Origin of the sequence: Thiomonas sp. OC7 (assembly GCF_900634595.1) — a bacterium.
Classification (GTDB): Bacteria; Pseudomonadota; Gammaproteobacteria; order Burkholderiales; family Burkholderiaceae_C; genus Thiomonas; species Thiomonas arsenitoxydans.
In genome coordinates this window covers 601,587-622,448 of sequence record NZ_LR131953.1, presented here as the reverse complement: position 1 = coordinate 622,448, position 20,862 = coordinate 601,587, and the positions used below count along the sequence as shown (strand labels likewise).

The 20,862-nt window shown below is 65.5% G+C and carries 24 protein-coding genes; 12 read left to right on the top strand and 12 right to left on the bottom strand.

Features of this window, described 5'->3' with window-relative positions:
• Window positions 1–18: 18 nt before the first annotated feature.
• Together BIO17B3_RS02980 and BIO17B3_RS02975 are read right to left on the bottom strand one after the other, a co-directional pair.
• The gene (locus BIO17B3_RS02980; protein ID WP_156052966.1) at window positions 19–636 is read right to left on the bottom strand and encodes a phosphatase PAP2 family protein; all 618 of its coding nucleotides are present in this window, start codon (window positions 634–636) and stop codon (window positions 19–21) included.
• A gap of 89 nt (window positions 637–725) precedes the next feature.
• Window positions 726–1,061, bottom strand: coding sequence for a PepSY domain-containing protein (locus BIO17B3_RS02975; RefSeq protein WP_156052965.1), 336 nt, complete (start codon window positions 1,059–1,061; stop codon window positions 726–728).
• 124 nt (window positions 1,062–1,185) lie between these two features.
• On the opposite strand from BIO17B3_RS02975, the gene BIO17B3_RS02970 reads away from it, so the two are divergent.
• On the top strand, window positions 1,186–2,145 hold the full coding sequence (locus tag BIO17B3_RS02970) for a patatin-like phospholipase family protein (RefSeq protein WP_232054166.1): 960 nt from the start codon (window positions 1,186–1,188) through the stop codon (window positions 2,143–2,145).
• Window positions 2,146–2,151: 6 nt separating this feature from the next.
• Here the strand turns inward: BIO17B3_RS02970 and ppc are convergent, their stop codons facing one another.
• Window positions 2,152–4,962 (bottom strand): phosphoenolpyruvate carboxylase, encoded by a 2,811-nt coding sequence (gene ppc, locus BIO17B3_RS02965; RefSeq protein ID WP_156052963.1) that lies wholly within the window; start codon window positions 4,960–4,962, stop codon window positions 2,152–2,154.
• A gap of 196 nt (window positions 4,963–5,158) precedes the next feature.
• On the opposite strand from ppc, the gene hemC reads away from it, so the two are divergent.
• The 5 genes from hemC to cysM all read left to right on the top strand — a co-directional run bounded on the left by hemC (window position 5,159) and on the right by cysM (window position 10,499).
• Window positions 5,159–6,112 (top strand): hydroxymethylbilane synthase, encoded by a 954-nt coding sequence (hemC, locus tag BIO17B3_RS02960; RefSeq protein ID WP_013106215.1) that lies wholly within the window; start codon window positions 5,159–5,161, stop codon window positions 6,110–6,112.
• Window positions 6,113–6,151: 39 nt separating this feature from the next.
• A complete protein-coding gene (locus BIO17B3_RS02955; RefSeq protein ID WP_156052962.1) occupies window positions 6,152–7,159 on the top strand; it encodes a uroporphyrinogen-III synthase in 1,008 nt (335 codons plus the stop codon).
• Window positions 7,160–7,168: 9 nt separating this feature from the next.
• Window positions 7,169–8,308, top strand: a complete 1,140-nt coding sequence (locus BIO17B3_RS02950; protein ID WP_156052961.1) for a uroporphyrinogen-III C-methyltransferase — start codon at window positions 7,169–7,171, stop codon at window positions 8,306–8,308.
• Window positions 8,308–9,528, top strand: a complete 1,221-nt coding sequence (locus tag BIO17B3_RS02945; protein ID WP_156052960.1) for a heme biosynthesis protein HemY — start codon at window positions 8,308–8,310, stop codon at window positions 9,526–9,528. Before BIO17B3_RS02950 ends, BIO17B3_RS02945 begins: the two co-directional genes overlap by 1 nt.
• A 68-nt stretch (window positions 9,529–9,596) precedes the next feature.
• Window positions 9,597–10,499: a cysteine synthase CysM gene (gene cysM, locus BIO17B3_RS02940; RefSeq protein WP_156052959.1), complete on the top strand. Its 903-nt coding sequence runs from the start codon at window positions 9,597–9,599 to the stop codon at window positions 10,497–10,499.
• Between the two features lie 3 nt (window positions 10,500–10,502).
• Here the strand turns inward: cysM and BIO17B3_RS02935 are convergent, their stop codons facing one another.
• The gene (locus tag BIO17B3_RS02935) at window positions 10,503–10,685 is read right to left on the bottom strand and encodes a hypothetical protein (RefSeq protein ID WP_156052958.1); all 183 of its coding nucleotides are present in this window, start codon (window positions 10,683–10,685) and stop codon (window positions 10,503–10,505) included.
• 172 nt (window positions 10,686–10,857) lie between these two features.
• On the opposite strand from BIO17B3_RS02935, the gene BIO17B3_RS02930 reads away from it, so the two are divergent.
• Together BIO17B3_RS02930 and BIO17B3_RS02925 are read left to right on the top strand one after the other, a co-directional pair.
• Complete coding sequence (locus BIO17B3_RS02930) at window positions 10,858–11,970, top strand: DMT family transporter (RefSeq protein ID WP_156052957.1); 1,113 nt, start codon at window positions 10,858–10,860, stop codon at window positions 11,968–11,970.
• A gap of 163 nt (window positions 11,971–12,133) precedes the next feature.
• Entirely contained in the window at window positions 12,134–13,456 is a 1,323-nt protein-coding gene (locus BIO17B3_RS02925) for a diguanylate cyclase (RefSeq protein ID WP_156052956.1), read from the top strand.
• Window positions 13,457–13,474: 18 nt separating this feature from the next.
• On the opposite strand, the gene BIO17B3_RS02920 is transcribed toward BIO17B3_RS02925, so the two are convergent.
• The 8 genes from BIO17B3_RS02920 to BIO17B3_RS02885 form a co-directional block, all read right to left on the bottom strand.
• Window positions 13,475–14,077 (bottom strand): LysE/ArgO family amino acid transporter, encoded by a 603-nt coding sequence (locus BIO17B3_RS02920; RefSeq protein WP_156052955.1) that lies wholly within the window; start codon window positions 14,075–14,077, stop codon window positions 13,475–13,477.
• A gap of 510 nt (window positions 14,078–14,587) precedes the next feature.
• Window positions 14,588–15,052 carry a VOC family protein gene (locus BIO17B3_RS02915; protein WP_156052954.1) on the bottom strand — a complete coding sequence of 155 codons (465 nt, stop codon included), beginning with the start codon at window positions 15,050–15,052 and terminating at the stop codon, window positions 14,588–14,590.
• Window positions 15,053–15,141: 89 nt separating this feature from the next.
• Complete coding sequence (locus BIO17B3_RS02910; protein ID WP_156052953.1) at window positions 15,142–15,645, bottom strand: heme-binding protein; 504 nt, start codon at window positions 15,643–15,645, stop codon at window positions 15,142–15,144.
• Window positions 15,642–15,803, bottom strand: coding sequence for a hypothetical protein (locus BIO17B3_RS02905; RefSeq protein WP_197737898.1), 162 nt, complete (start codon window positions 15,801–15,803; stop codon window positions 15,642–15,644). The genes BIO17B3_RS02910 and BIO17B3_RS02905 overlap by 4 nt, the downstream gene beginning before the upstream one ends.
• A gap of 2 nt (window positions 15,804–15,805) precedes the next feature.
• Window positions 15,806–17,107, bottom strand: a complete 1,302-nt coding sequence (locus tag BIO17B3_RS02900) for an arsenic transporter (RefSeq protein ID WP_156052952.1) — start codon at window positions 17,105–17,107, stop codon at window positions 15,806–15,808.
• A gap of 98 nt (window positions 17,108–17,205) precedes the next feature.
• Entirely contained in the window at window positions 17,206–17,754 is a 549-nt protein-coding gene (locus BIO17B3_RS02895; RefSeq protein WP_013123429.1) for an arsenate reductase ArsC, read from the bottom strand.
• Between the two features lie 24 nt (window positions 17,755–17,778).
• Window positions 17,779–18,273: an ArsI/CadI family heavy metal resistance metalloenzyme gene (locus BIO17B3_RS02890; RefSeq protein ID WP_156052951.1), complete on the bottom strand. Its 495-nt coding sequence runs from the start codon at window positions 18,271–18,273 to the stop codon at window positions 17,779–17,781.
• The gene (locus BIO17B3_RS02885; protein ID WP_013123427.1) at window positions 18,270–18,623 is read right to left on the bottom strand and encodes a helix-turn-helix transcriptional regulator; all 354 of its coding nucleotides are present in this window, start codon (window positions 18,621–18,623) and stop codon (window positions 18,270–18,272) included. The genes BIO17B3_RS02890 and BIO17B3_RS02885 overlap by 4 nt, the downstream gene beginning before the upstream one ends.
• 208 nt (window positions 18,624–18,831) lie before the next feature.
• On the opposite strand from BIO17B3_RS02885, the gene BIO17B3_RS02880 reads away from it, so the two are divergent.
• Genes BIO17B3_RS02880 through ppk2 form a run of 4 tightly spaced genes read left to right on the top strand, consistent with a single transcriptional unit; the run spans window position 18,832 to window position 20,857 of the window.
• Window positions 18,832–19,383 carry a phasin family protein gene (locus BIO17B3_RS02880; RefSeq protein ID WP_156052950.1) on the top strand — a complete coding sequence of 184 codons (552 nt, stop codon included), beginning with the start codon at window positions 18,832–18,834 and terminating at the stop codon, window positions 19,381–19,383.
• Window positions 19,384–19,422: 39 nt separating this feature from the next.
• Window positions 19,423–19,785 carry a carboxymuconolactone decarboxylase family protein gene (locus BIO17B3_RS02875; RefSeq protein ID WP_156052949.1) on the top strand — a complete coding sequence of 121 codons (363 nt, stop codon included), beginning with the start codon at window positions 19,423–19,425 and terminating at the stop codon, window positions 19,783–19,785.
• Between the two features lie 3 nt (window positions 19,786–19,788).
• Window positions 19,789–20,061, top strand: a complete 273-nt coding sequence (locus BIO17B3_RS02870) for a hypothetical protein (RefSeq protein ID WP_156052948.1) — start codon at window positions 19,789–19,791, stop codon at window positions 20,059–20,061.
• A gap of 1 nt (window position 20,062) precedes the next feature.
• The gene (gene ppk2, locus BIO17B3_RS02865) at window positions 20,063–20,857 is read left to right on the top strand and encodes a polyphosphate kinase 2 (RefSeq protein WP_156052947.1); all 795 of its coding nucleotides are present in this window, start codon (window positions 20,063–20,065) and stop codon (window positions 20,855–20,857) included.
• The last annotated feature ends 5 nt before the right edge of the window (window positions 20,858–20,862 follow it).

The following is a 20,862-nucleotide window of genomic DNA, read 5'->3' as shown; positions in this document are numbered from 1 at the left end:
GTGGGGTGACAATTTGCTTCATCGTAAAACCCAGCCTTGACGAATGGCCGGTGCGAACAGTTTGCGATAGAGGCCCGTGAGCAAGGGCATGGCGGGCTCCAGCAGACGATGCCGCGCCAGATGGACGACGAGCGCGGCCATCAATCCCACCAGCGCGGCGCCCGCCATGTCGAGCGGCCAATGCACGCCGAGATACACCCGCGCCCAGGCCACCGGCAGGCCCAGCAGTGCCAGCAGCAGACCGGCCCGGCGCCATGTCGGCGTGAGGAGCAGGCTCGTCGCGACCGAGGCGATCACGGTGAGGTGATCGCTGGGAAAGCCGCTGTCCGGCGCATGCTCCAGCAGCGCAGGGCCGAGGCCGAGGGCGAAGGGGCGCGGCTCGAACACCACCAGCCCGATGAGTTGATTGATGCCCAGCGCCACGAGGGCCGCCACCGCGGCTTGCAGCAGCGGGGGGCGCAGCGCGTCCGGGTGGCGCAGCCAGCCCCAGATCAACAGCAGGGGCGCGGCGTAGATGGCGTATTCGGCGAAGAACAGCGCCACGTCGATGCTGGCTTGTGACGCCGTGCCGTGAGCGGCCCAATGGGTGTAGAGCCCCAGATTGAGGGCGTTCCAGAAAGCAGGAAAATGCAGCATGGCGTGGCGGTGTTTTTGTGAGTTGACAAAACTACACCGCCTCCACGACACCCGGAGGGCTTCCGGATGAAAGGAGGCGGTTGCAGCGATCAGTCCTGCTGATCGTGGTCGTCGTGATCGTTGCGGTCTTGGGTCGAGGCGATCACCGTGCCTTGATCCGGGCTGATTTTCACGTCGAACACCTGCGCGCCTTTGACCACTTCCACGTCATACACCGCCTTGCCCGCGTGCTGCTCGACTTCGGCCTTGGAGGCCGTGCCACCCACATGCTGCTCGGCTGCGGTGACGGCCTGGCTCAGGCTGATCTTGGCGTTGGGGATGATGCGGGCGTCGTTGCCCGCGTCATTCGAGGCAAAAGCGCTGACCCCGGCTGCGGCCGAAGCGAGTGCGAGCGCGGCGATGAGGATGGATTGGCGAATTTTCATGATGAAGCTCCCTGAAGAAGTTGAACAAACGCCGACTTGGCGTGAAAAGAACTCTAGGGAGCGAGTCTTAGCGCATCCATAGCGCTGGACTTATGCTTTCGCCATGCAAACAGCGCCTGTCTCCATGCCTTCGACCTCAGCGCCAAGACCCCGGCTCGGCTTGGCGCTGGGCGGCGGCGCCGCGCGCGGCATGGCACACCTGGGTGTGCTGCGGGCCTTGGCCGATGCCGGACTGCGCATCGATTTCATCGCCGGGTGCAGCATCGGCGCGCTGGTTGGCGCCATTGCCGCAGCGGGGCGCACCGACGGGCTGGAGGCCACGTTCAAGACCTTCGACTGGCGCAAGACCCTGTCGTTTTTCGACGTGGTGTTTCCTCGTTCGGGGCTGATCGACGGCGCCAAGGTCACCGAACTGGTGCGCGAGCATTTGCCGGCGACGCAGATCGAGGCGCTGTCGATCCCGTTTGCCGCGATTGCCACCGATCTGCACAGCGGCGCCGAGGTGGTGCTGCGCTCAGGCGATGTGATCGAGGCGGTGCGCGCCAGCATTGCGGTGCCGGGAGTGTTCACCCCGGTGCGAGTGAATGGCCGGGTGTTGGTGGACGGGGGCTTGAGCAACCCGGTGCCGGTCAGCGTGGTGCGTGCAATGGGGGCGGACCAGGTGATTGCGGTCGATCTCAATCATGGCGTGGTGGACGGTCGGCTCAAGCGACGGCTGCGGCCCAAACCCCGGCGCAGCGAAACTTCGGTGGAAGAACCGGCAGGCCGCTGGGTGGCCGACTATCGGCGGGTGATGGCCGATCTCAAGCAGCGCCTGCAAGCCCCGAGCGCCCCGGCCAAGGATCAGTTCGAGCGCTGGGCCGACCGCGAGGAGCCGCTGCCCAATGTGTTCGAGGTGCTGCTGGCTTCGGTGAATGTGATGGAAATGCACATCACCGAAAGCCGTCTGCGCATCGAGCCGCCCGACTTGCTCATTCGGCCGCCGCTGGGCGACATCCGCTTTCTCGAATTCGGCCGCGCCGAAGAATCGATCGAAATCGGCTACGACGCGGCGATGCAGGCGCTGCGCGACTGGAACCCGTAACTGCCCTCAGCCGGTATTGCGCAGCCCCGCGGCGATGCCGTTGATGCTCAGGTGAATGCCGCGCTTGGTGCGCTCGTCGGTCTGCCCTTCGCGGAAGCGGTGGAGGAGTTCGATCTGCAGGTGGTTCAGCGGGTCGATATACGGAAAGCGGGCGCGGATCGAACGCTTGAGCGTGGGGTTGTCGGCCAGGCGCTCGGTGTTGCCGGTGATCGCGGTGAGCATATCGGTGGTGAGCTGCCATTCGCGCTGCAGCGCCTTGAGCACTTTCTGGCGCGTCTTGGGGTCGGCCACCAGTTCGGCATAACGCTGCGCCACGCGCAGATCGGTCTTGGCCAGCACCATGTCGATGTTCGACAGCAGGGTGGCGAAGAAGGGCCACTGCTTGGCCATGCGCTGCAGCAGCTTGAGGCCGTCGGGATTGGCGTCGAGGAAGGCCTGCACCCCGCTGCCGAAGCCATACCAGCCGGGCAGCGCCACGCGGCACTGGCCCCACGAAAAGCCCCAGGGAATGGCGCGCAGGTCGGCAATGGCGCGGGTGGCCTTGCGCGAGGACGGACGGCTGCCGATATTGAGCTCGGCGATCTCGGAAATGGGGGTGGCGCTATAGAAGTAATCGGTGAATTCCGGGGTTTCGTACACCAGCTTGCGGTAGGCCGCCATGGAGGCTTCGGACAGGGCGGCAGCCGCGTCGAGGAAGCGCGCCGGGGGTTTGCTCGCGGTCTTGGTTTGCGGCAGCAGCGTGGCCTGCAGCGTGGCGGCCACCAGGGTTTCGAGGTTGCGCAGCCCGATTTCGGGATTGCCGTATTTGCTGGTGATGACCTCGCCCTGTTCGGTCAGGCGGATCTGGCCATTCACCGTGCCCGGCGGCTGGGCGAGGATGGCGTCGAAGCTCGGCCCGCCGCCACGTCCCACCGTGCCGCCACGGCCGTGGAACAGCCGCAGGGTGATGCCATGCTCGGCCTTGAGCTGCTCGAACTGCTCGGCCAGCGCGACCTCGGCGCAGTACAGCTCCCAGTTGGAGGTGAAGAAGCCGCCGTCCTTGTTGCTGTCGGAATAGCCCAGCATGATCTCCTGCTCGCCGCCGGAGCGCTGCACCAGCCCCGCGATGCCGGGCAGGGCATAGAAGTCGCGCATGATGGCCGGGGCGTTGCGCAGGTCTTCGATGGTCTCGAACAGCGGCGCCACCAGCAGCTCGGCGTAGCTGTCGTGGCTGCCCAGTGTGCCGTGGAACAGCCCGGCTTCCTTTTGCAGCAACAGCAGTTCAAGCAAGTCGCTGACGGTCTCGGAGTGCGAGATGATGTACTGTCGGATGGCGCGCGGGCCGAAGTCTCGCCGGGCGCTGTAGGCGCGGTCGAACACGGCCAGCTCGCTGCGCGCCCAGTCGGAGTAGACGTGGTGCGGCAGACGCAGCGGACGCGGGTCGTTGAGGCAGCGGATGAGCAGCGCCTGCTTGGCGGCTTCGTCCAGATGACTGTAATCGGGGCACAGGCCAGCGGCGGCGAGCAGTTCGCGCAGCACGGCTTCGTGCTGATCGGAGCTTTGCCGCAGGTCGATGGTGGCCAGGCGAAAGCCGAACACCCCGGCGGCGCGGATCAGCGGGTCGAGCCGAGTCTGCGCCAGCGGCCCGGCATGATGCCGGTGCAGCGAGTCGTGGATGATGCGCAGATCGGCGATGAACTCGTCGGCATTGGCATAAGGCTCGGCGCTGCCCACTTCGGGCAGCAGGGCCTGCACCCCGGCGAGCTTGCGCAGGTTGGCGGCTAGGCGCGCGTACATGCCGATGAGCGCACGCCGGTAGGGCTCGTCGCTGCGGTGTTCCGACAGATCGGGCGACTGTTCGGCCAGGGCCATCAGTTCCGGGCTGGCGCTGGCCAGCAGCGCCGAGATCGACAGCTCGCCGCCGATGGCGTGCACTTCGGCCATGTAGAACTCGATGGCGGTGCGCGACTGCATGCGCAAGGCGTAGCTCAGGGTGTCGGCGGTGACGAAGGGGTTGCCGTCGCGGTCGCCGCCGATCCAGTGGCCCATGCGGAAAAAGGCCGGCAGATCGGTCTTGGCAAGGTCTTGCCCGCCTGCGGGAAAGAGCGCCTCGATGTCGCGCTCCAGGTTGCGATACAGGCGCGGGAATTGCGAAAAAAACGTGGCGCCATAAAACGACAGCGCGTTCTTGATTTCGTCCGACACTTTCAGCTTGACGTAGCGCAGCAGCCGCGTCTGCCAGAGCTGCACCACGCGGGCGCGCATGGCGTCCTCGATGTCGGCGCGCTTTTGCGGCAGACGGGTCGCGTCGCGTTCGACCAGCAGTCGCGCCAGCGCCCGTTCGGCGTCGAGCACGCTCTTGCGCTGCACCTCGGTGGGGTGGGCGGTGAGCACCGGGGAAATGAGCGCCTGGTCGAAAAACTGCAGGAGTTGTTGCCGATCCACGCCGGAGTCCTTGAGCGTCTCCAGGGCGGCGCGCACGCTGTCGCGCTGCGGCGGGGCGCCACGCTCGGCATCCTGCTCGGCGCGGCGCAGCACATGGTGATCTTCGGCGATATTGGCCAGAATGGAAAAGTAGCTGAAGGCGCGTATCACGCTGACCGCCTGGTCGCGGCTGAGGCTGCTGAGCAGCTTGTCGAGGGCGCGGCGGTCTTTGGCGTCGCCGTCGCGGTGAAACTTTACCGAGAGCTGGCGCACGGTTTCGACGATGTCGAACATCTCCTGCCCCTCCTGCTCACGGATCAGGTCGCCCAGCAGACGCCCGAGCAGGCGGATGTCGTCGAACAGAGGTGCGTCGGGATCGGAGGCGTTGCGTGCGGCTGATGGGCGTGTCGACATGGCGAAGAGGGGTTGAATGGGCACGAAATTGGGGCGCAGTGATGCTATCAGCGCCCAGACAAAACGAAGCAAGATGCGCGCCCGCACCGACTCCGGAATTGCGCTGCCGCAGGCCGATCGAACCGCAATGCCCCGATCTGTGGCCTTCCGGCAGCGAATTCAGCCACGGCCCGAACCGGCTCTTTAGAATCATTCGATGACTTCCACTTTCACTCCCCCACCGTCCCTCGTCATTGCCACCCGCGAAAGCCGTCTGGCGCTTTGGCAGGCCGAGCATGTGCGCGATCTGCTCAAGGGGCTGTATCCGCAATGCGATGTGCGGATTTTCGGCATGACCACGCAGGGCGACCAGATTCTCGACAAATCGCTGGCCAAGATCGGCGGCAAGGGGCTGTTCGTCAAGGAACTCGAAGTGGCCATGGAGCAGGGCCATGCCGACCTCGCGGTGCATTCGCTCAAGGACGTGCCCATGGTGCTGCCGACCGGATTTGCGCTCACCGCGGTGATGGAGCGTGAAGACCCGCGAGACGCCTGGGTCAGCCCGCATTACGCCAATCTGGCCGATCTGCCCGCGGGCGCGGTGGTCGGCACCTCCAGTTTGCGGCGCGAATCGCAACTGCGCGCACGCTATCCGCATCTGAAAGTGCAGGCGCTGCGCGGCAACCTAGACACCCGGCTGCGCAAGCTCGACGAAGGGCAGTATGCCGGCATCCTGCTGGCGGCAGCGGGTCTCAAGCGGCTGGGCTTGGGCGAGCGCGTGCGCGCTGTCATCGAACCGGAAGACATGCTCCCGGCCGTCGGGCAGGCGGCGCTGGGCATCGAAATCCGCGCCGACCGGCCCGATCTGGCGCAGGCGCTGGCTGCGCTCAACCATCCGCCCACGGCCTTGTGCACCCATGCGGAGCGCGCGGTATCGCGGGGGCTGGGCGGTAGTTGCACCACGCCGATGGGCGCCTATGCCACATTGGAGGGCGAGGCAATGCATCTGCGCGCCGTGTTGGGGCTGCCCGATGGCAGCCAGGCGCTGCACGCGCAGCAGCGTGGGCGCGTCACCGATCTGGCGCAGGCTGAGGCGCTGGGGCAGCAGGTGGCGCGGCAGTTGCGCGAACAGGGCGCCGACGCGCTGCTGGCGCAACTCGGTTCGCATTGAGTTTTCCCGGTTGATGGCTCCAGGCAAAGCGGGGTAACGATGCTCAACACCACGCTGATCTCTACCCGGGCGTCCTCGCAGTCTGGAGGGGCGCACGAGCTTTTGGCCGCAGCTGGTGTGCAGATGCTCGACTTTCCGCTGCAACACATCGGCCCGCCGGGCGATCTGCCCCGTTTTCACGCTGCCTTGGCCGCTTTGCCACAGACCGATCTGGCCATTCCCGTCAGCCCTACGGCGGTGGCTGCGGTGTTCGCGGCGCTGCGCCAGCCCTGGCCCGCACGTTGCGCCATCGGCGTCGTCGGCGAGGGCAGCTTGCGCGCGGTGCGCCGGGCTTTGACCGCGCAGCCTGACGACGCGCCATGGCCGCGGCTCATCGCGCCGGGCGCGGCGCCCCCAGGGCCGGGCTTCGCCCAGCCCGCCCCCCGAGGGGGTCAAGAAAATTTGGGGCGGCCCGGCGTTTTCTTGAGAGCGCCCCAGGGCCGGGCTTCGCCCAGCCCGCCCCCCGAGGGGGTCAAGGAAACTTGGGGGCGGCCCTGCGTTTCCTTGAGAGGCGATGAGCCGGGCGGCGAGGGCGACTCCGAGGCCTTGTGGAACGCGCTTCAACTCGCTTTCGCCCCGGGGCCAGTGGCGTCTTTTCCGTGGGCCGGGCGCCATGCGCTGATCTTCCGGGGCGGGCCGGGCCGCGACCTGCTGCAACGCATGCTCGAAGCGGCGGGCGCCAAGGTCAAAGTCATCGAGGCCTACAGTCGGCTGGCGCCCGAATACAACGCGCAGACCGCGGCGTTGCTGCAGTCTGCGCTGGGTAGTGGCGGCTGGTGGCTGTTTTCCTCGACTGAGGCCGTGCATAACCTGCAGCGCTTGCTCGAACCCGCCGGGCTGGACGCCGCCGTGCTGCACCCGCAGCGAGCGCTGGCCATCCACCCGCGTATCGCCAGCGCCTTGAGCGAAGCAGGCTTCGGGCGGGTGGAACTGACCCGCGCGCCGCTTGAAGAGGTGCTGTCCACTTTGCATCGTCTGGCCGCAGCCCCGAGCCTGACAGACTCCTAGAATGCCCGCATGACTGAGCCCAGCACCCTTCCCGAGGCAGAGCCTTCTCCGGCGCAAGCGCCTGCGGCTGCGCAGGTTGCTGCTTCTCCTGAGCCTGCGGCCCTGCCACCATCGGCGGAACTGTCCCAACCAGCGCCTGTCGGCCTGCCGGGCGCCCGCTGGGTCTGGCCGGTTCTCGTTGCCCTCGTCGTCGCTCTGGTGGCGATGGCTTGGTGGCTGAACAACCGCCTGTATGCCACCCAGGCGGAAATTGCGCACCGCCTGCAAACCGCAACGACCGATGCCATCGAGGCCAAGACCCTGACCAAGCAGGCCAGCGATTCGGTGCGCGATCTCACGACACGGCTCGCCGTGCTCGAATCGCGCCAGCAAGACTTCGCGGCGCAGCGTCAGGCGCTGGAGACGTTGTATGCAGACTTTGCCAAGACCCGCGATCAGGCCCGCCTGTCCGAAACCGGTCAGCTCATCGCCCTGGCGCAGCAGCAGGCCCAGCTGCTCGGCAATGTGCAGCCGCTCATCGCCACCCTGCAAAGCGCCGATGCGCGACTGGCGCGCTCGCCCAATCCCAAGGCGCAAATCCTGCGCCGCGCGGTGCAGTCCGACCTGACGCGGCTGCGCAGCGCCGTCACGCCCGACATCGCCGCAGCCGCGCACAAACTCAACGATCTGGCCGCGCTGGTGGATAGTTTGCGGCTGGTTTCGGCGGCGGGACCGGCCCACGGCGCCAGCGCACCGGGCACGCCGCCTGTGGCCTCGGCGTCGGCCGCAGGCCCGCGCTGGGCGCCGTGGCTGGGCGACTGGTTCGAGCGCTTTCGCGCCTCGCTGGTGCAGTTGTTCGGCATCACCCGCGTGGGCTCGCGCGACGCTTTGCTGGCTTCGCCGCAGCAGGGCGAATTCCTGCGCGAGAACCTCAAACTGCGCATCCTCAATGCCCGTCTCGATCTGCTTTCGCGCAACGCAGTGGCGTATCGCAGCGATATGCGAGGCATCGATGAAGCGCTGAAAACCTATTTCGACAAGCGCCAGCCGCGCATGGTGCAGGCGCTGTCGCTCGCCCGTCAGGCCGCCCAGCTCGACCTCTCGGCCAATCCCGCAGCCAATCTGGAGTCGCTGGCCGTGCTCTCCACGCTGGATAGCGGAGCCCCCTGATGCGCTGGCTCATCTGGGTGCTGATTCTGGCCGCGGCCGCTGTGCTGCTGGCCCTGGGCACGACCCTCAATACCGGCAACGTCGCCGTGCTGCTGCCCCCCTGGCGGGTGGATGTGTCGCTCAACTTCGCGGTCTTGTTGCTGCTGCTGGCTTTCGTGGTGTTCTACCTGGTGCTGCGCGGTCTGTCGCTGCTGCTGGGCATGCCGCAGGCGGCGGCAGAGTTCCGGGCGCGGCGGCGGATGCGGCTGGCCGCGCAGGCCTTGCACAACGGCATGTTCGACTATTTCGGCGGCCGCTTTCGCAGGGCCGAGCGCGCGGCGCAGCGCGCGGCCGAGTTCACCGATTTCGCTCCCGCCGCGCTGATGACCGCGGCGCAGTCGGCGCAGCAACTCCAGGCCTACGACCGGCGCGACGCCTACCTGGAGCAACTGCCGCAACCCGCCCGCGATGCCGGTGCGTTGCTGAAGGCGCAGTGGCAGCTCGACGCCAAGCAGCCGCGCGAAGCGCTGGCCCAACTGCGCTCGCTGCCCGCCGGGGTGCAGCGGCGCACCCACGCGCTGCGCATCGAGCTGCAGGCCGCGCGCAAAGTGGGCGATCACGCTGCCGTGCTGCGGCTGGCGCGCACCCTGCTCAAACATGGCGCCCTGCATCCCGCAGCCGCGCAGGCCATGCTGCATACCGCAGCCACCGGGCTGTTGCGACAGGCAGGCGACGACCCGCAGGCCCTGCGCACGACCTGGCACCGGCTGACCGCGCAGGAGCGCACCGACCCCACCCTCGTGATTGCGGCCGCCCGAGGCTTCGCCGCAGCCGGTGAAGTCGGCGAAGCGCGGCAACTGCTGATCGACGCGCTCAACCGCGCGCAGGCCGAGCCGGGCCTGTTCATGCCCAGCCTGCGCGCCATGCTGACGGGCATTGACGCTGGTTTTGTCGCCCAGACCGAGCAGTGGCTGGGCCGCTGGCCGCAAGAGGCGCAGGCGTATTTCACCGCGGGCGCGGCCTGTGCCGAAATGCAGCTCTGGGGCAAGGCGCAGCAGCATCTGCAAAAGGCCATCCAGTCTTGCAGTGATGACGAAAGGCGTTTGCGCGGGCAGATTCATGCCGCGCTGGCGCAACTGCTCGAAGGCATCGAGCGCGAAGACCAGGCACAGCGCCATTGGCGCGAGGCGGCGATGGACCTCTCCGCCCTCGATCTGCCCGGCAAGGCCGGCCTGAACTGAGGCGGTCCAAGCTGCCAGCAAACCGCCTGCCCGCCGCTGATTTCCGCTGACACTTTCAGGAGACTTCCATGTCCTACCTCACCATCGACCAGGTGATCGGCAACACCCCGCTGGTGCAGTTGCAGCGCATCCCCGGCGCCGACAATGCGCGGCGCGGCAACGTGATCCTGGGCAAGCTCGAAGGCAACAACCCGGCCGGATCGGTGAAAGACCGGGCGGCGATTTCCATGATTCGCCATGCGCAGGAGCGCGGCGCCATCAAACCCGGCGACACGTTGATCGAGGCTACCTCGGGCAATACCGGCATCGCCCTGGCGATGGCCGCCGCCATTCTGGGTTATCGCATGGTGCTCATCATGCCCGAAGACCTCAGCATCGAGCGCGCCCAGACCATGAAAGCCTTCGGCGCCGAGCTGCTGCTCACCCCCAAGAGCGGCGGCATGGAATACGCCCGCGATCTGGCCGAGCAGATGCAGCGCGATGGCAAGGGTCTGATGCTCGATCAGTTCGCCAATGCCGACAATCCGCGGGCGCACTTCGAGACCACCGGCCCCGAGATCTGGCGCGACACAGAAGGGCGCATCACCCACTTCGTCAGCGCCATGGGCACGACTGGCACGATCACCGGGGTGTCGCACTTTCTCAAGGAGCAGAACCCGGCGGTGCAGATCATCGGCGCGCAGCCGGAGGAAGGTTCGCGCATTCCCGGCATCCGCAAATGGCCGCAGGAATACCTGCCCAAAATCTACGAACCGCAGCGGGTGGACCGGCTGGAATATGTCAGCCAGGCCGCGGCGGAGAACATGGCGCGCAAGCTGGCCCGCGAGGAGGGGCTTTTCTGTGGCATCAGCGCGGCTGGCGCTTGCGAAGTGGCGCTTCGCATCGCCCGCGAAGTGGAAAACGCCACCATCGTGTTCATCGTCTGTGATCGCGGCGACCGCTATCTGAGCACCGGGGTGTTTCCGGTTTGACGATCAGCTTTGAGGTGCGGCGTGGCTCGCCGCGCTGATCGGGCTTGGGGGAACCTGTGCGATGCCCTGATCGGGCACGCTGTTGGCCCCGGGTGCGAAGACATGGCTGTAGCCCATGTAAAAGCCGACGGACAAGCAGACAATGAGCAGAATTCCAAGTCCGGTCAGATAGATTTTGGTTCCCATGATGCGTCAGAAAGAAGAGAGGTCTGGCGGGTCCATGCGGACATTCGCACAGACTGATTTTGTTTTGAACATTAGCCAGCCAATCGCCGCAGGCAAGCCGGGTTCACCAAACGTCACAAGCCATACGTCCTGACAGGGCGGCGTACCTTTCGTAAGCCTCTCACGCCCTCTTATGCCATCTTCTCTCACACCCCCTTCGCAGAACGCTTCGCTCCATCAGGGCATCACCCTGGCGCTCGTCGCCGCCCTGTTGTTTGGCGCGAGCGCGCCGCTGGCCAAGTTGCTGCTGGCCGACACCAGCCCGTGGTTGCTGGCGGCCTTGTTGTATCTGGGCTCGGGGATCGGCCTGGCCGCCTGGCGGGCGCTGCGTGCCGTGCGCAGCGGCGAAGCGGCTACATCTCATTTGCAAGCCGGTGAGTGGCCCTGGCTGGCCGCCGCGATATGCAGCGGCGGTGTGGCGGCACCGGTGCTGCTGATGTTCGGCCTCTCGCGCATGCCGGCCGCGGGGGCTTCGCTGCTGCTCAATCTGGAGAGCGTGTTGACGGCCTTGTTGGCCTGGTTTGTGTTCCGCGAAAACTTCGATCGCCGCATCGCCTTGGGCATGGGGGCCATTGTTCTGGGCAGTGTGGTGCTGAACTGGCCCGGCCAGGGAGTGAGGCTGGACTGGAGCAGTCTGTGGCCGGGGCTGGCGGTGATCGGCGCCTGCCTGGGCTGGGCGCTCGACAACAACTTCACGCGCAAAGTCGCCTTGGCCGATGCCAGTTTTGTCGCCATGAGCAAGGGGCTCATCGCCGGGGCGGCCAACCTGCTGCTGGCGATGCTGGTCGGCGCGCAATGGCCGACTTGGCCCATCGTGCTGGCGGCAGGCGCGCTCGGCTTTGCCAGCTACGGCGTCAGCCTGGTGCTGTTCGTGCTGGCGCTGCGGCATCTGGGTACGGCGCGCACAAGCGCGTATTTCGCCGTGGCGCCGTTTTTCGGCGCCGCGCTGGCTGTGCTTTTGCTCGGCGAAACCCTCACCCTGGGGCTGGTGCTGGCGGGTGGACTGATGGCGCTGGGCGTCTGGCTGCACGTCAGCGAACGCCATGCGCATGCGCACGACCACGAGGCGATGCACCATAGTCACCGCCATGTCCACGGCGGCCCGAAAGACGACGGCCATCACGATCATGTGCATGAGCCGCCGGTGCCGGTGGGCACGCAGCACATCCACCCGCACGACCATGCGCCGCTGCGGCATACGCACGCGCACTTTCCCGACGCGCACCATCGACATCGTCACGGGTGATGCGCCTGCGGCGCGATTGCTTCGTGCTTTGATAAATCGCTAAACTCAGCCACTTTTGCTGCGCAGCGAGGTCGCTCGGCAAAGCGCACGGCAAAGCGCGCGTCAGGTCATCCCGGGCCTGCGCAATGCAACTGTCCGGGATGTCTTGGCTGGGCGATACATCATGGCGTTTGCGGAGCAAGGCGGCCTGCCGTCGCTGGAGGTTTTGTTTGGGCACATGGCCGATGCGGTGTATCTGCTCGACCCGGTGACGTCCAACATCCTCTGGTGCAACCGCGCGGCCTATGCCGATCTCGGGCTGCAAGCCAGCGAAGTGCTGCATCACTCGGTGCTCAGCCTGCAGAAGGACGTGCAGGGCTTGCCGCAGTGGGCCGACATCGCCCAAGTCATCCGCACGGCCGACTGCTACACCTTCGTCGGGCGCCATCGTCACCAGGACGGGGGCGAAATTCCGGTCGAGGTCAACACCACGCACTTTAACCAACAGGGGCGCGACTACTTTCTGTCCGTCGCCCGCAATATCAGCAAGCGGCTGAGCCTGGATGAGGCAAGCAGCACGCGCGACGAGCGCCTGCGTTTTGCTCTCGAACAGGCCATGGACGGGCTGTGGGACTGGAACCTGCTCACCGACGCGGTCTATTTCAGCCCGCAGCTCAAGCGCATGCTGGGATACGGCCCGGATGAAATGACGCCGCATGTCGAGACCTGGAAACATAACGTCCATCCCGACGACCGCGATCAGGTCATGTCCTTGATCGATCAGCATTTGCGCGGACGGCTGATGCGCTTCGAGGCGGAATACCGTTTGCGCAACCGCAACGGTCATGACATTTGGGTGCATGATCGCGGGCAGGTCTGCGAGCGCGACGCCCAGGGCCGTCCGACCCGTATGGTCGGCATGGTGCAGAACATCACCGACCGCAAGCTCCTGGAGTTGCGGCTGGAAAAAATGGCCAGCATCGACGATCTCACTCAGATTCCCAATCGCCGCGCGGGCATGGCAGCGCTGGCCCAGCAGATCGCCTTGAGCGAGCGCAGCGGTGGCGCGCTGAGCGTCGGCGTGCTCGATATCGACGCCTTCAAATCGGTCAACGACCGCTTCGGCCATGCCGTGGGAGATGAAGTGCTCCATCAGGTGGCCAGGCTGTTGCGCCAGACCTTGCGCCCAGGTGATTTGGTGTACCGCTCCGGTGGCGAAGAGTTCGTGCTGGTCTTGCCCGCAGCCGGGCGCGAGACCGCTGACGCGATCGCTGCCGATATTCACGCGGCCTTCGAGGCCAAAGACTGGGAAGGGGATCTCGGCGTACCCGGCGTGACCGTCAGCATCGGGCTGGCGAGCTATCCGCAGGATCAGCCGCTGTTGCACAAGCTGCTCGACCAGGCCGATCTGGCGCTGTATCGGGCCAAGGAAAGCGGTCGCAATCGCACCTGCCGCGCCGGCGATCTGCTCGCCGCCCCAGCGCCTTCGGCCTCGATGATCGACTGATCCCTTCGCGGACGGCGATCACTCGCCCAGCAACAGCTTGAGGGTCAGCGCGCCCATCGTCAATCCGATCAGCACGTCGAGCACTTTCCAGGTGAAAGGGCGCGCAAACACCGGCCGCAACAGTCGCGCGCCATAGCCCAGGGCGAAAAAGAATACGAATGAGGCCGACGCCGCACCCGCGCCGAACGCCGCCGTACGCCCGGGAAACTGGGTGGACACCGAGCCGAGCAAGACCACGGTGTCGAGATAGACATGCGGGTTCAGAAAAGTGAACGCCAGCACGGTGGCCAGCGTCTTGCCGAGCGGGCTGGCGCCACCACCGGCCGGCGCCAGCACCGCCGCCGAGCGCAGGGCCGCCCGGAAGCTGCGCGCCCCATACCAGAGCAGGAACGCGGCTCCCGCGTAACGGCTGAGCGTGGTCAGCCAGGGCGCCCGCGCCACCAGCACATGAAACCCGGACACGCCGACGCCGATGAGCAGCGCATCGGACAGCGCGCACACCAGCACCACCCAGAAAATGTGTTCCCCCTTCAGCCCCTGCTTGAGGACGAAGGCGTTCTGCGCGCCGATGGCGACAATGAGCGACAGACCGAGGGCGAAACCGGAGAGGTAGGCGTGCATAGAAAAATCAGGGGGAGGGCGCAGGATGAAGGCGCGCATTTTGCTTGCAAGCGGCGAAGGAGACTCGTAATAGGCTGCGCTGTTCTTCGGTCTGTCGCAGCAGTCTCTTAAGGAAACGCCGAGCCGCCTCTGCGGGCTCTCCGTAGACTCAGATTCGGCTTTCAATCCCCCGCGGGGCAGGCATTCCGGAGAAATTGATCAGCACAATTCATTGGATAGGCGGGGGATAGACGGAGAAAAGGCGGGGTCGGCAAATCGCCGATGGCCCGTTTGCAGGCCCAGTATGACATCGACCACGAACTGCCTTTTGACGTGTTCGTTCCCGCCACGCGCTGGCCGGACTTGGCCGTCGCTGCGGTCGGGGCCGCGCGCGCAATCAGCGGGGGGCCTAGGTGATGCGTCTTGCGCGGGCGGAATTGCGCCTCGCTGCCGCACCAGTCCGCAGCCCCCGAGCTACGGCGCTGGCCGACACCTCCGATCTGCGCGGCTGATGTTGGCGCGTCTCGTGGTTCAAGCTTGCGGGGAGTCGAGCAGAAACAACGGCTCCATGTCTGCGGGCATCTGCGCCAGTTCAGCATCGGTAAGCCGGGCATAGACCTCCAGCAGATAGCCGCTGGGGTCGCGCAGCCACAGTTCGTGCAGCGGCGTGCCGCGCCAGGTGGTGCGCGGGGGCTTGACGATCTCGGCCCCCGCAGCCACGGCGGCACGGTAGGCGGCGATGACTTCGGCCTTGCCCGCCACACCCAGTCCGAGGTGGTAGAGGCTGTAGGTGTCGAGTGCCTCACCGCGGTCGTTGACCAGCAGCACCAGGTTGAGGCGCAGCTGCGGCACGATGAAGGTGCTGTAGCGGGCGGTGCGGTCTTTGGGCGGCAGGCCGAAAAACGCGGTGTAGAACGCTGTGCTGCGCGCCAGATCGGCCACACGCAGGCTCATGTGGAACTCATGGGCGGCAGGGAATGCGGGTGAGGAAGTCATGGTGGTTTTTCAATTTTGACCAAAATGTTTGCGCGGCGCCAAAGGCAAACCCTGGGGCAAGCCCGGCACTCAGGATCAGTCGAAACGGCTCAAAACGCCAGATCGCCCTCGATGGCACTCAGCCCGGCTTTGGCGCAGAGGTCATCGTTGGCGCCGCCCGGCGCGCCCGATACCCCGATGGCGCCCACCATCTGTCCGGCCGCATCGATCGGCATGCCGCCGCCGATCATCACCACGCCGGGCAGGTTCTTGATGGCTTGCTCGGCAGAGCCGGGTTTGTTCACCCGCTCCGCCACCGAGCTGGTGGACTCCCGCCAGCTCGCCGCCGTGCGCGCCTTGCCTTCCGCCGCTGCCACGGTGTGCCAGCCGGCGAAGCGGTCGCGCAGCATCACCAACGGCAGCCCCGACGGGTCGGTCACGGCCACCGCCACCTGCCAGCCGCGCTTGACGCATTCGGCCTTGGCGGCTTCGGCGGCCTTGAGCGCAGTTTCCGGGGTGAGGATCTTCTGCGTCCAGGTGGCCGATTCGGCCTGGGCGTTGGCGGCAAGCGTGCTGGCCGCGGCCAGAGTCAAAGCAATGAGGGTCTTGTTCATGGGATTGTGGGTCTGTGAAAAGAGAAAGGTTGAAAAAGGCTCAGGCGCTGATCCAGCTCTCGACCATCGTGCAGCTGTTGGCACACAAAACCACGCACTTCGGCCTCGGCGAACTGCCAGGCTTGCAGCATGCAGGGGGCGGCTTGGGTGTCGGTCATGGTCAGCCCAAACGCCAGGCCAGCGCCAGCAAGGTGATCAGCAACACCGGTGTGGTCAGCGCCAGCCCGATGCGCATGTAATAACCCCAGCCGATGTGCACGCCCTTGCGGTCGAGCACGTGCAGCCACAGCAGCGTGGCCAGGCTGCCGATGGGCGTGAACTTGGGGCCGAGATCGCAGCCGATGACGTGGGCGTAGATCATGGCTTCGCGCACCGCCGGGGCTATGCCCTGCGCGTGGTGGATGCCCAGGGCGCCCACCAGGGTCATGGGCATGTTGTTCATCACCGAGGACAGCACCGCGCTGATGAAGCCCGTGCCCACCACCGCGACCACGGTGCCGTGGCGGGCCAGCGCTTCGAGCGCCAGCGCCAGGTAGTCGGTCAGCCCGGCATTGCGCAAGCCATAGACCACGAGGTACATGCCCAGCGAGAACAGCACGATCTGCCACGGCGCGCCCTTGATGACGTGGCGCAGATCGATGACCGCGCCGCGGCCGCCGCGCCACCAGCGCCCGGCCAGAGCCAGCAGCAGCAGCGCGGCGATGCCGGTGACTAGCGACACAGGCACCTGCCACGCGGCGGTGACGAAATACGCCACCAGCAGCACGGCCATCACCGGCCAGGTCCAGCGGAAGACCAGCGCGTCCTTGATGGCGCTGGATGGCGCGTCGAGCCGGGCGAGGTCATAGCCTGCGGGAATGTCGCGGCGGAAAAACAGCATCAGCACGACCAGCGTCGCGGCCAGCGCGGCTAGATCGACCGGCACCATCACCGCGGCGTAGCGGTCGAAGGGAATGTTGAAATAGCCCGCGGTGACGATGTTGACCAGATTGGAAATCACCAGCGGCATCGAGGTCGTGTCTGCGACGAAACCACAGGCCATGACGAACGCCAGCGCCGCTGCCGGACCGAAGCCCAGCGCCAGCAGCATGGCCAGCACGATGGGCGTGAGGATGAGCGCCGCACCATCGTTGGCGAAGAACGCCGAAATCACCGCACCCAGCACCACGATGAGCGGAAACAGCCGCCGTCCGCGTCCGCCGCCCCAGCGCGCCACATGCAGCGCGGCCCAGTGAAACACCCCGGCGTCGTCGAGGATGAGAGAGATGATGATCAGCCCGACGAAGGTGAAGGTGGCATCCCAGACGATGTGCCACACCACAGGAATGTCGCCCCAGTTGATCACGCCGAATATCAGCGCGATCGCCGCGCCGCCCAGGGCGCTGTAGCCGATGCCCAGACCGCGCGGCTGCCAGATGACGAACACCAGGGTGAGGATGAAAATGAGCAGGGCGGCAATCATGGGCGTGGAATTTTTGTTGGGAAACGGACGCAATCGAGGACGCAATCGAAACGCAAACGGCAGGCCGTTCTGCCTGCCGTTGGGCGCGGGGAGAGCGATTATTGAACGACCGGGTCGAGATCGTCTTTGGCGCAGGACTCCGGCAAAGGCATGACCTGGGTCTTGCCGATGTCCACGATTTCCCGCTTGATCGCGGCTGCGTCCAGCCGATCCAGCGGCAGGCTGACGAAGGCGCGCACCCGGCACATGATCTGGCGGAAGATGGTCTGGAAGGCGCGGCGCTTCTCTTCGTCGCTGCCCTCCACGGCGGCTGGGTCTTCAAAGCCCCAGTGCGCAGTCATCGGGTGTCCGGGCCAGATGGGGCAGGTCTCGCCCGCGGCCTTGTCGCAGACGGTGAAAACAAAGTCCATCTGCGGCGCATCGGGCGTGGCGAACTCATCCCAGCTTTTGCTGCGCAAGGTGTCCGTCGGGTAGCCGATGCTTTTGAGCTGCTCGATGGCGTAGGGGTTGACCACCCCGCCCGGATGGCTGCCCGCGCTATAGGCCTTGAAGCGGCCCTTGCCCAGGGTGTTGATCAGTCCCTCGCCCATGATCGAGCGGGCGGAATTGCCGGTGCACAGCACCAATACGTTGTAAACCTTGTCCATGAACATCTCCAAGTGGGTAAAAGATCAGCAGCAGGATGATTTGGAAGCGGAGGCGCCGCCGCAGCATGCCGTCGCCGGGCGTGGCGCCGGTGACGGCACGGCAACCGCCGCAGCAGGCACGCAGCAAGCGCTGTCATCGGGCGACTCATTGAACATGGGAATCGTGTCCAGGGTGTGATAGGTCTCCCAGGCGATGCCGACCGGGTCGTTGGCCCAGTATTTGTCGGAGCGGGCATAGCAGCAGGCGGCGCCGGTTTCTTCGATGAAGCCAGCCTCGGTGGATTCGAGCCGTTGCTGCATTTCCGCGAGCTCCGCATCGCTTTCCACCTGAATGCCCAGATGGTTCAAACCGGGCGCGGCGCCGCGCTGCGAAATGGCGAAGTTCACCCGCGGGTCGTCGAGCATCCACTTGGCGTAGTCGGCCTTGCGCACCGTGGGCTCGGCGGCGAACAGGCTGGAGTAGAAGCGAATGGCGTCGTCCAGCGCGGGCACGCTGACGTGAACATGGAAGCGTTTCATGGGTGAGTCTCCTCAACAGTTGAGCGTACGGGTGGGGGGCAGTTCGCCTCGACCGGGCCGCAGGGATTGCCGCCGCAGCAGTTGTCGGTGAGGTAGCCGATCAGTTCATTCATGGTGGAAAAGCGCGCGGTGTAGATCACAAAGCGCCCTGACTGGCGAGACTCGACCAGGTCGGCGTGGGCGAGCTCTTTCAGATGAAACGAGAGCGAGGAGGGCGCAATGGCGGTGAGCTCGGCAATTTTGCCCGCAGCCAGCCCTTCGGGGCCCGCCTGCACCAAGACGCGAAACACGCGCAGACGCGAGTCTTGCGACAGGGCGGCGAGAACAAGCAGCGCGGCTTTTGTTTCCATATTTCAAAGTTTATGGAAGCATGGAAATTAAGGCAAGTGCTTTTTGGGGTCATGCCAGTTTGGCGGGCTGCTGTCTCTGTGCAGTGTGCGCTGCAGCAAAATCTGCTTACAGGTATGGCAAATCGGGTCGCACCAACATGATGCAAGTCAAGCTCCCGCTGCTGTGCTGTAGCACACTGCAAACTCACATTCACATTGGGGAGTTGCCATGAATCCGACCGAATCGCTGAAAGACTTGCAGAAGGCCGAGCTGGAAGCCGCCGTCGCGTTGAATCAAGTGCTTTTTCGCGGCTATGAGCAACTGACCCAGTTGCAGATGCAAACCATGCGTCTGATGGCGCAGCAGGCGGCGCAGACGCTGCAATCGGCAGTCGGCAAGGGCGAGGCGCAGTCTGCGCCCGGCGCTGACTGGGCGGATGCCGCGCGCGCAGGGGGCGAAAACGTCATGAGCTACGTCGAGAAATTCGGGCAGATCGCCTCTGCGACCCAGGCCGAAATGACCGAGATCCTGCAGTCCAGGCTTGAGCGCCTGCAAAACAGCCTGCACGACAGCCTTGGGCAGAACGCGAGCGCAGCAGCGCCCGCCGGGGTTGAGCCGATGCAGGCCTTGCTGCAGAGCACCATGAACTGGACCACCCAGGCGCTCAACACCCTGCAAGACACGCAGCAGCAGGCGGTCAGGCTGATGAGCGCCCAAACACCCAAGCCGGCCGCCGCAGCCAGCCGGACGTCGGCTTCATCGGCTGCGCGCCGCAAGTGAGTGTCACTCCATTGAAACCATTGAAACGAAGGAAGAACCATGACGGAATCCCCGATGCGCGAGCGTCTGCATGAAGTCGAGTCCTTGCTGTCCACGCTCGGCAAAAGCCATCCCAACGAAGTGCAGGCCTTCATGAACTTCATGGGCAAGGCCGAATCCGGCCCTGCGCTGTCGGGCAAGCAGAAAGAACTGGTCAATGTGGCGCTGTCGGTCGCGGCGCAGTGCGAGTGGTGCATCGCGTTTCACGTCAAGCAGGCAGCGCATGCCGGGGCGAAACGCGACGAACTGATCGAGGCCGGGTTCCTGGCGGTGCTCATGCACGGCGGCCCGGCGATGATGTACATGACGCCATTGCTCAATGCGCTCGATGAATTCGGTCTGCCTGCTGCGGTTCAGGTGTAGTGCATGAAACAAGCGCCGTTGTCGCCCGAGAAGATGCGGGCGTTTGAAGAGTTCATCTGGCGTGCCATGGGACGGCTGGATGGCACCCAATCGCGCGATCTGCTCGACCCCAAGAGCGAACTCGGCCAGATCGCGCGGGCCTACTATGAAGAATTGGCCGAAGGCAAACCTTGGGAGGAGATGGCCGATTACCTCACCCCCGTCGGCAGCGATGCGCTGCCGGAACATTTGCCTGCCGATCCGCCGCTGCAATCCGACCTGGGTTTAGGAGACTGAAATGGCAAAAAACAGCACGCGAAAACAATCCGCATCCCACCCCGATCACGGTTATGGCAAAACCCTCGAAGCCCTGCAGATCGAGTTGGTGAAGTTCCAGAAACACCTCATCGCAAAGGGCGACCGCATTCTCATCCTGCTCGAAGGGCGCGACAGCGCGGGCAAGGACGGCACCATCAAGCGCGTCATCGAGCACCTCTCGCCCCGCGATACCCGCGTGGTGGCGCTGAACAAACCCTCCACCCGCGACGAGTCGGAGTGGTACTTCCAGCGCTATGTGCCTTATCTGCCGGCGGCCGCCGAATTCGTGCTGTTCAACCGCAGTTGGTACAACCGCGCCGGGGTGGAGTGGGTGATGGGTTTTTGCACCGAGGCGCAGTACGAGGAATTCATGGAGACGGTGCCGACGTTCGAGCAGATGCTGGTGCGCTCGGGTATTCAACTGTTCAAGTACTACCTCGACATCGACAAGGCCGAACAGAAACAGCGCCTCAAGGATCGGCTCACCAATCCGCTCAAGCAGTGGAAGATGAGTCCGATCGACGCCGCCGCGCAAAAGCACTGGAAAGACTACAGCACCGCGCGCAACGCCATGTTCGCTCGCACGCACACGCCCACTGCGCCCTGGACCATCGTGCGCGCCAACGACAAAAAACAGGCGCGGCTCAACCTCATCATGGATCTGCTCACCCGGCTGGATTACAAGGACAAGGATCACGCCTTGCTCTGCCCCGATCCCGACGCGGTGTTCAACTACACCCACGACGCGGTGGAGCAAGGCCGCGTGGCGGCCTGAAGGCC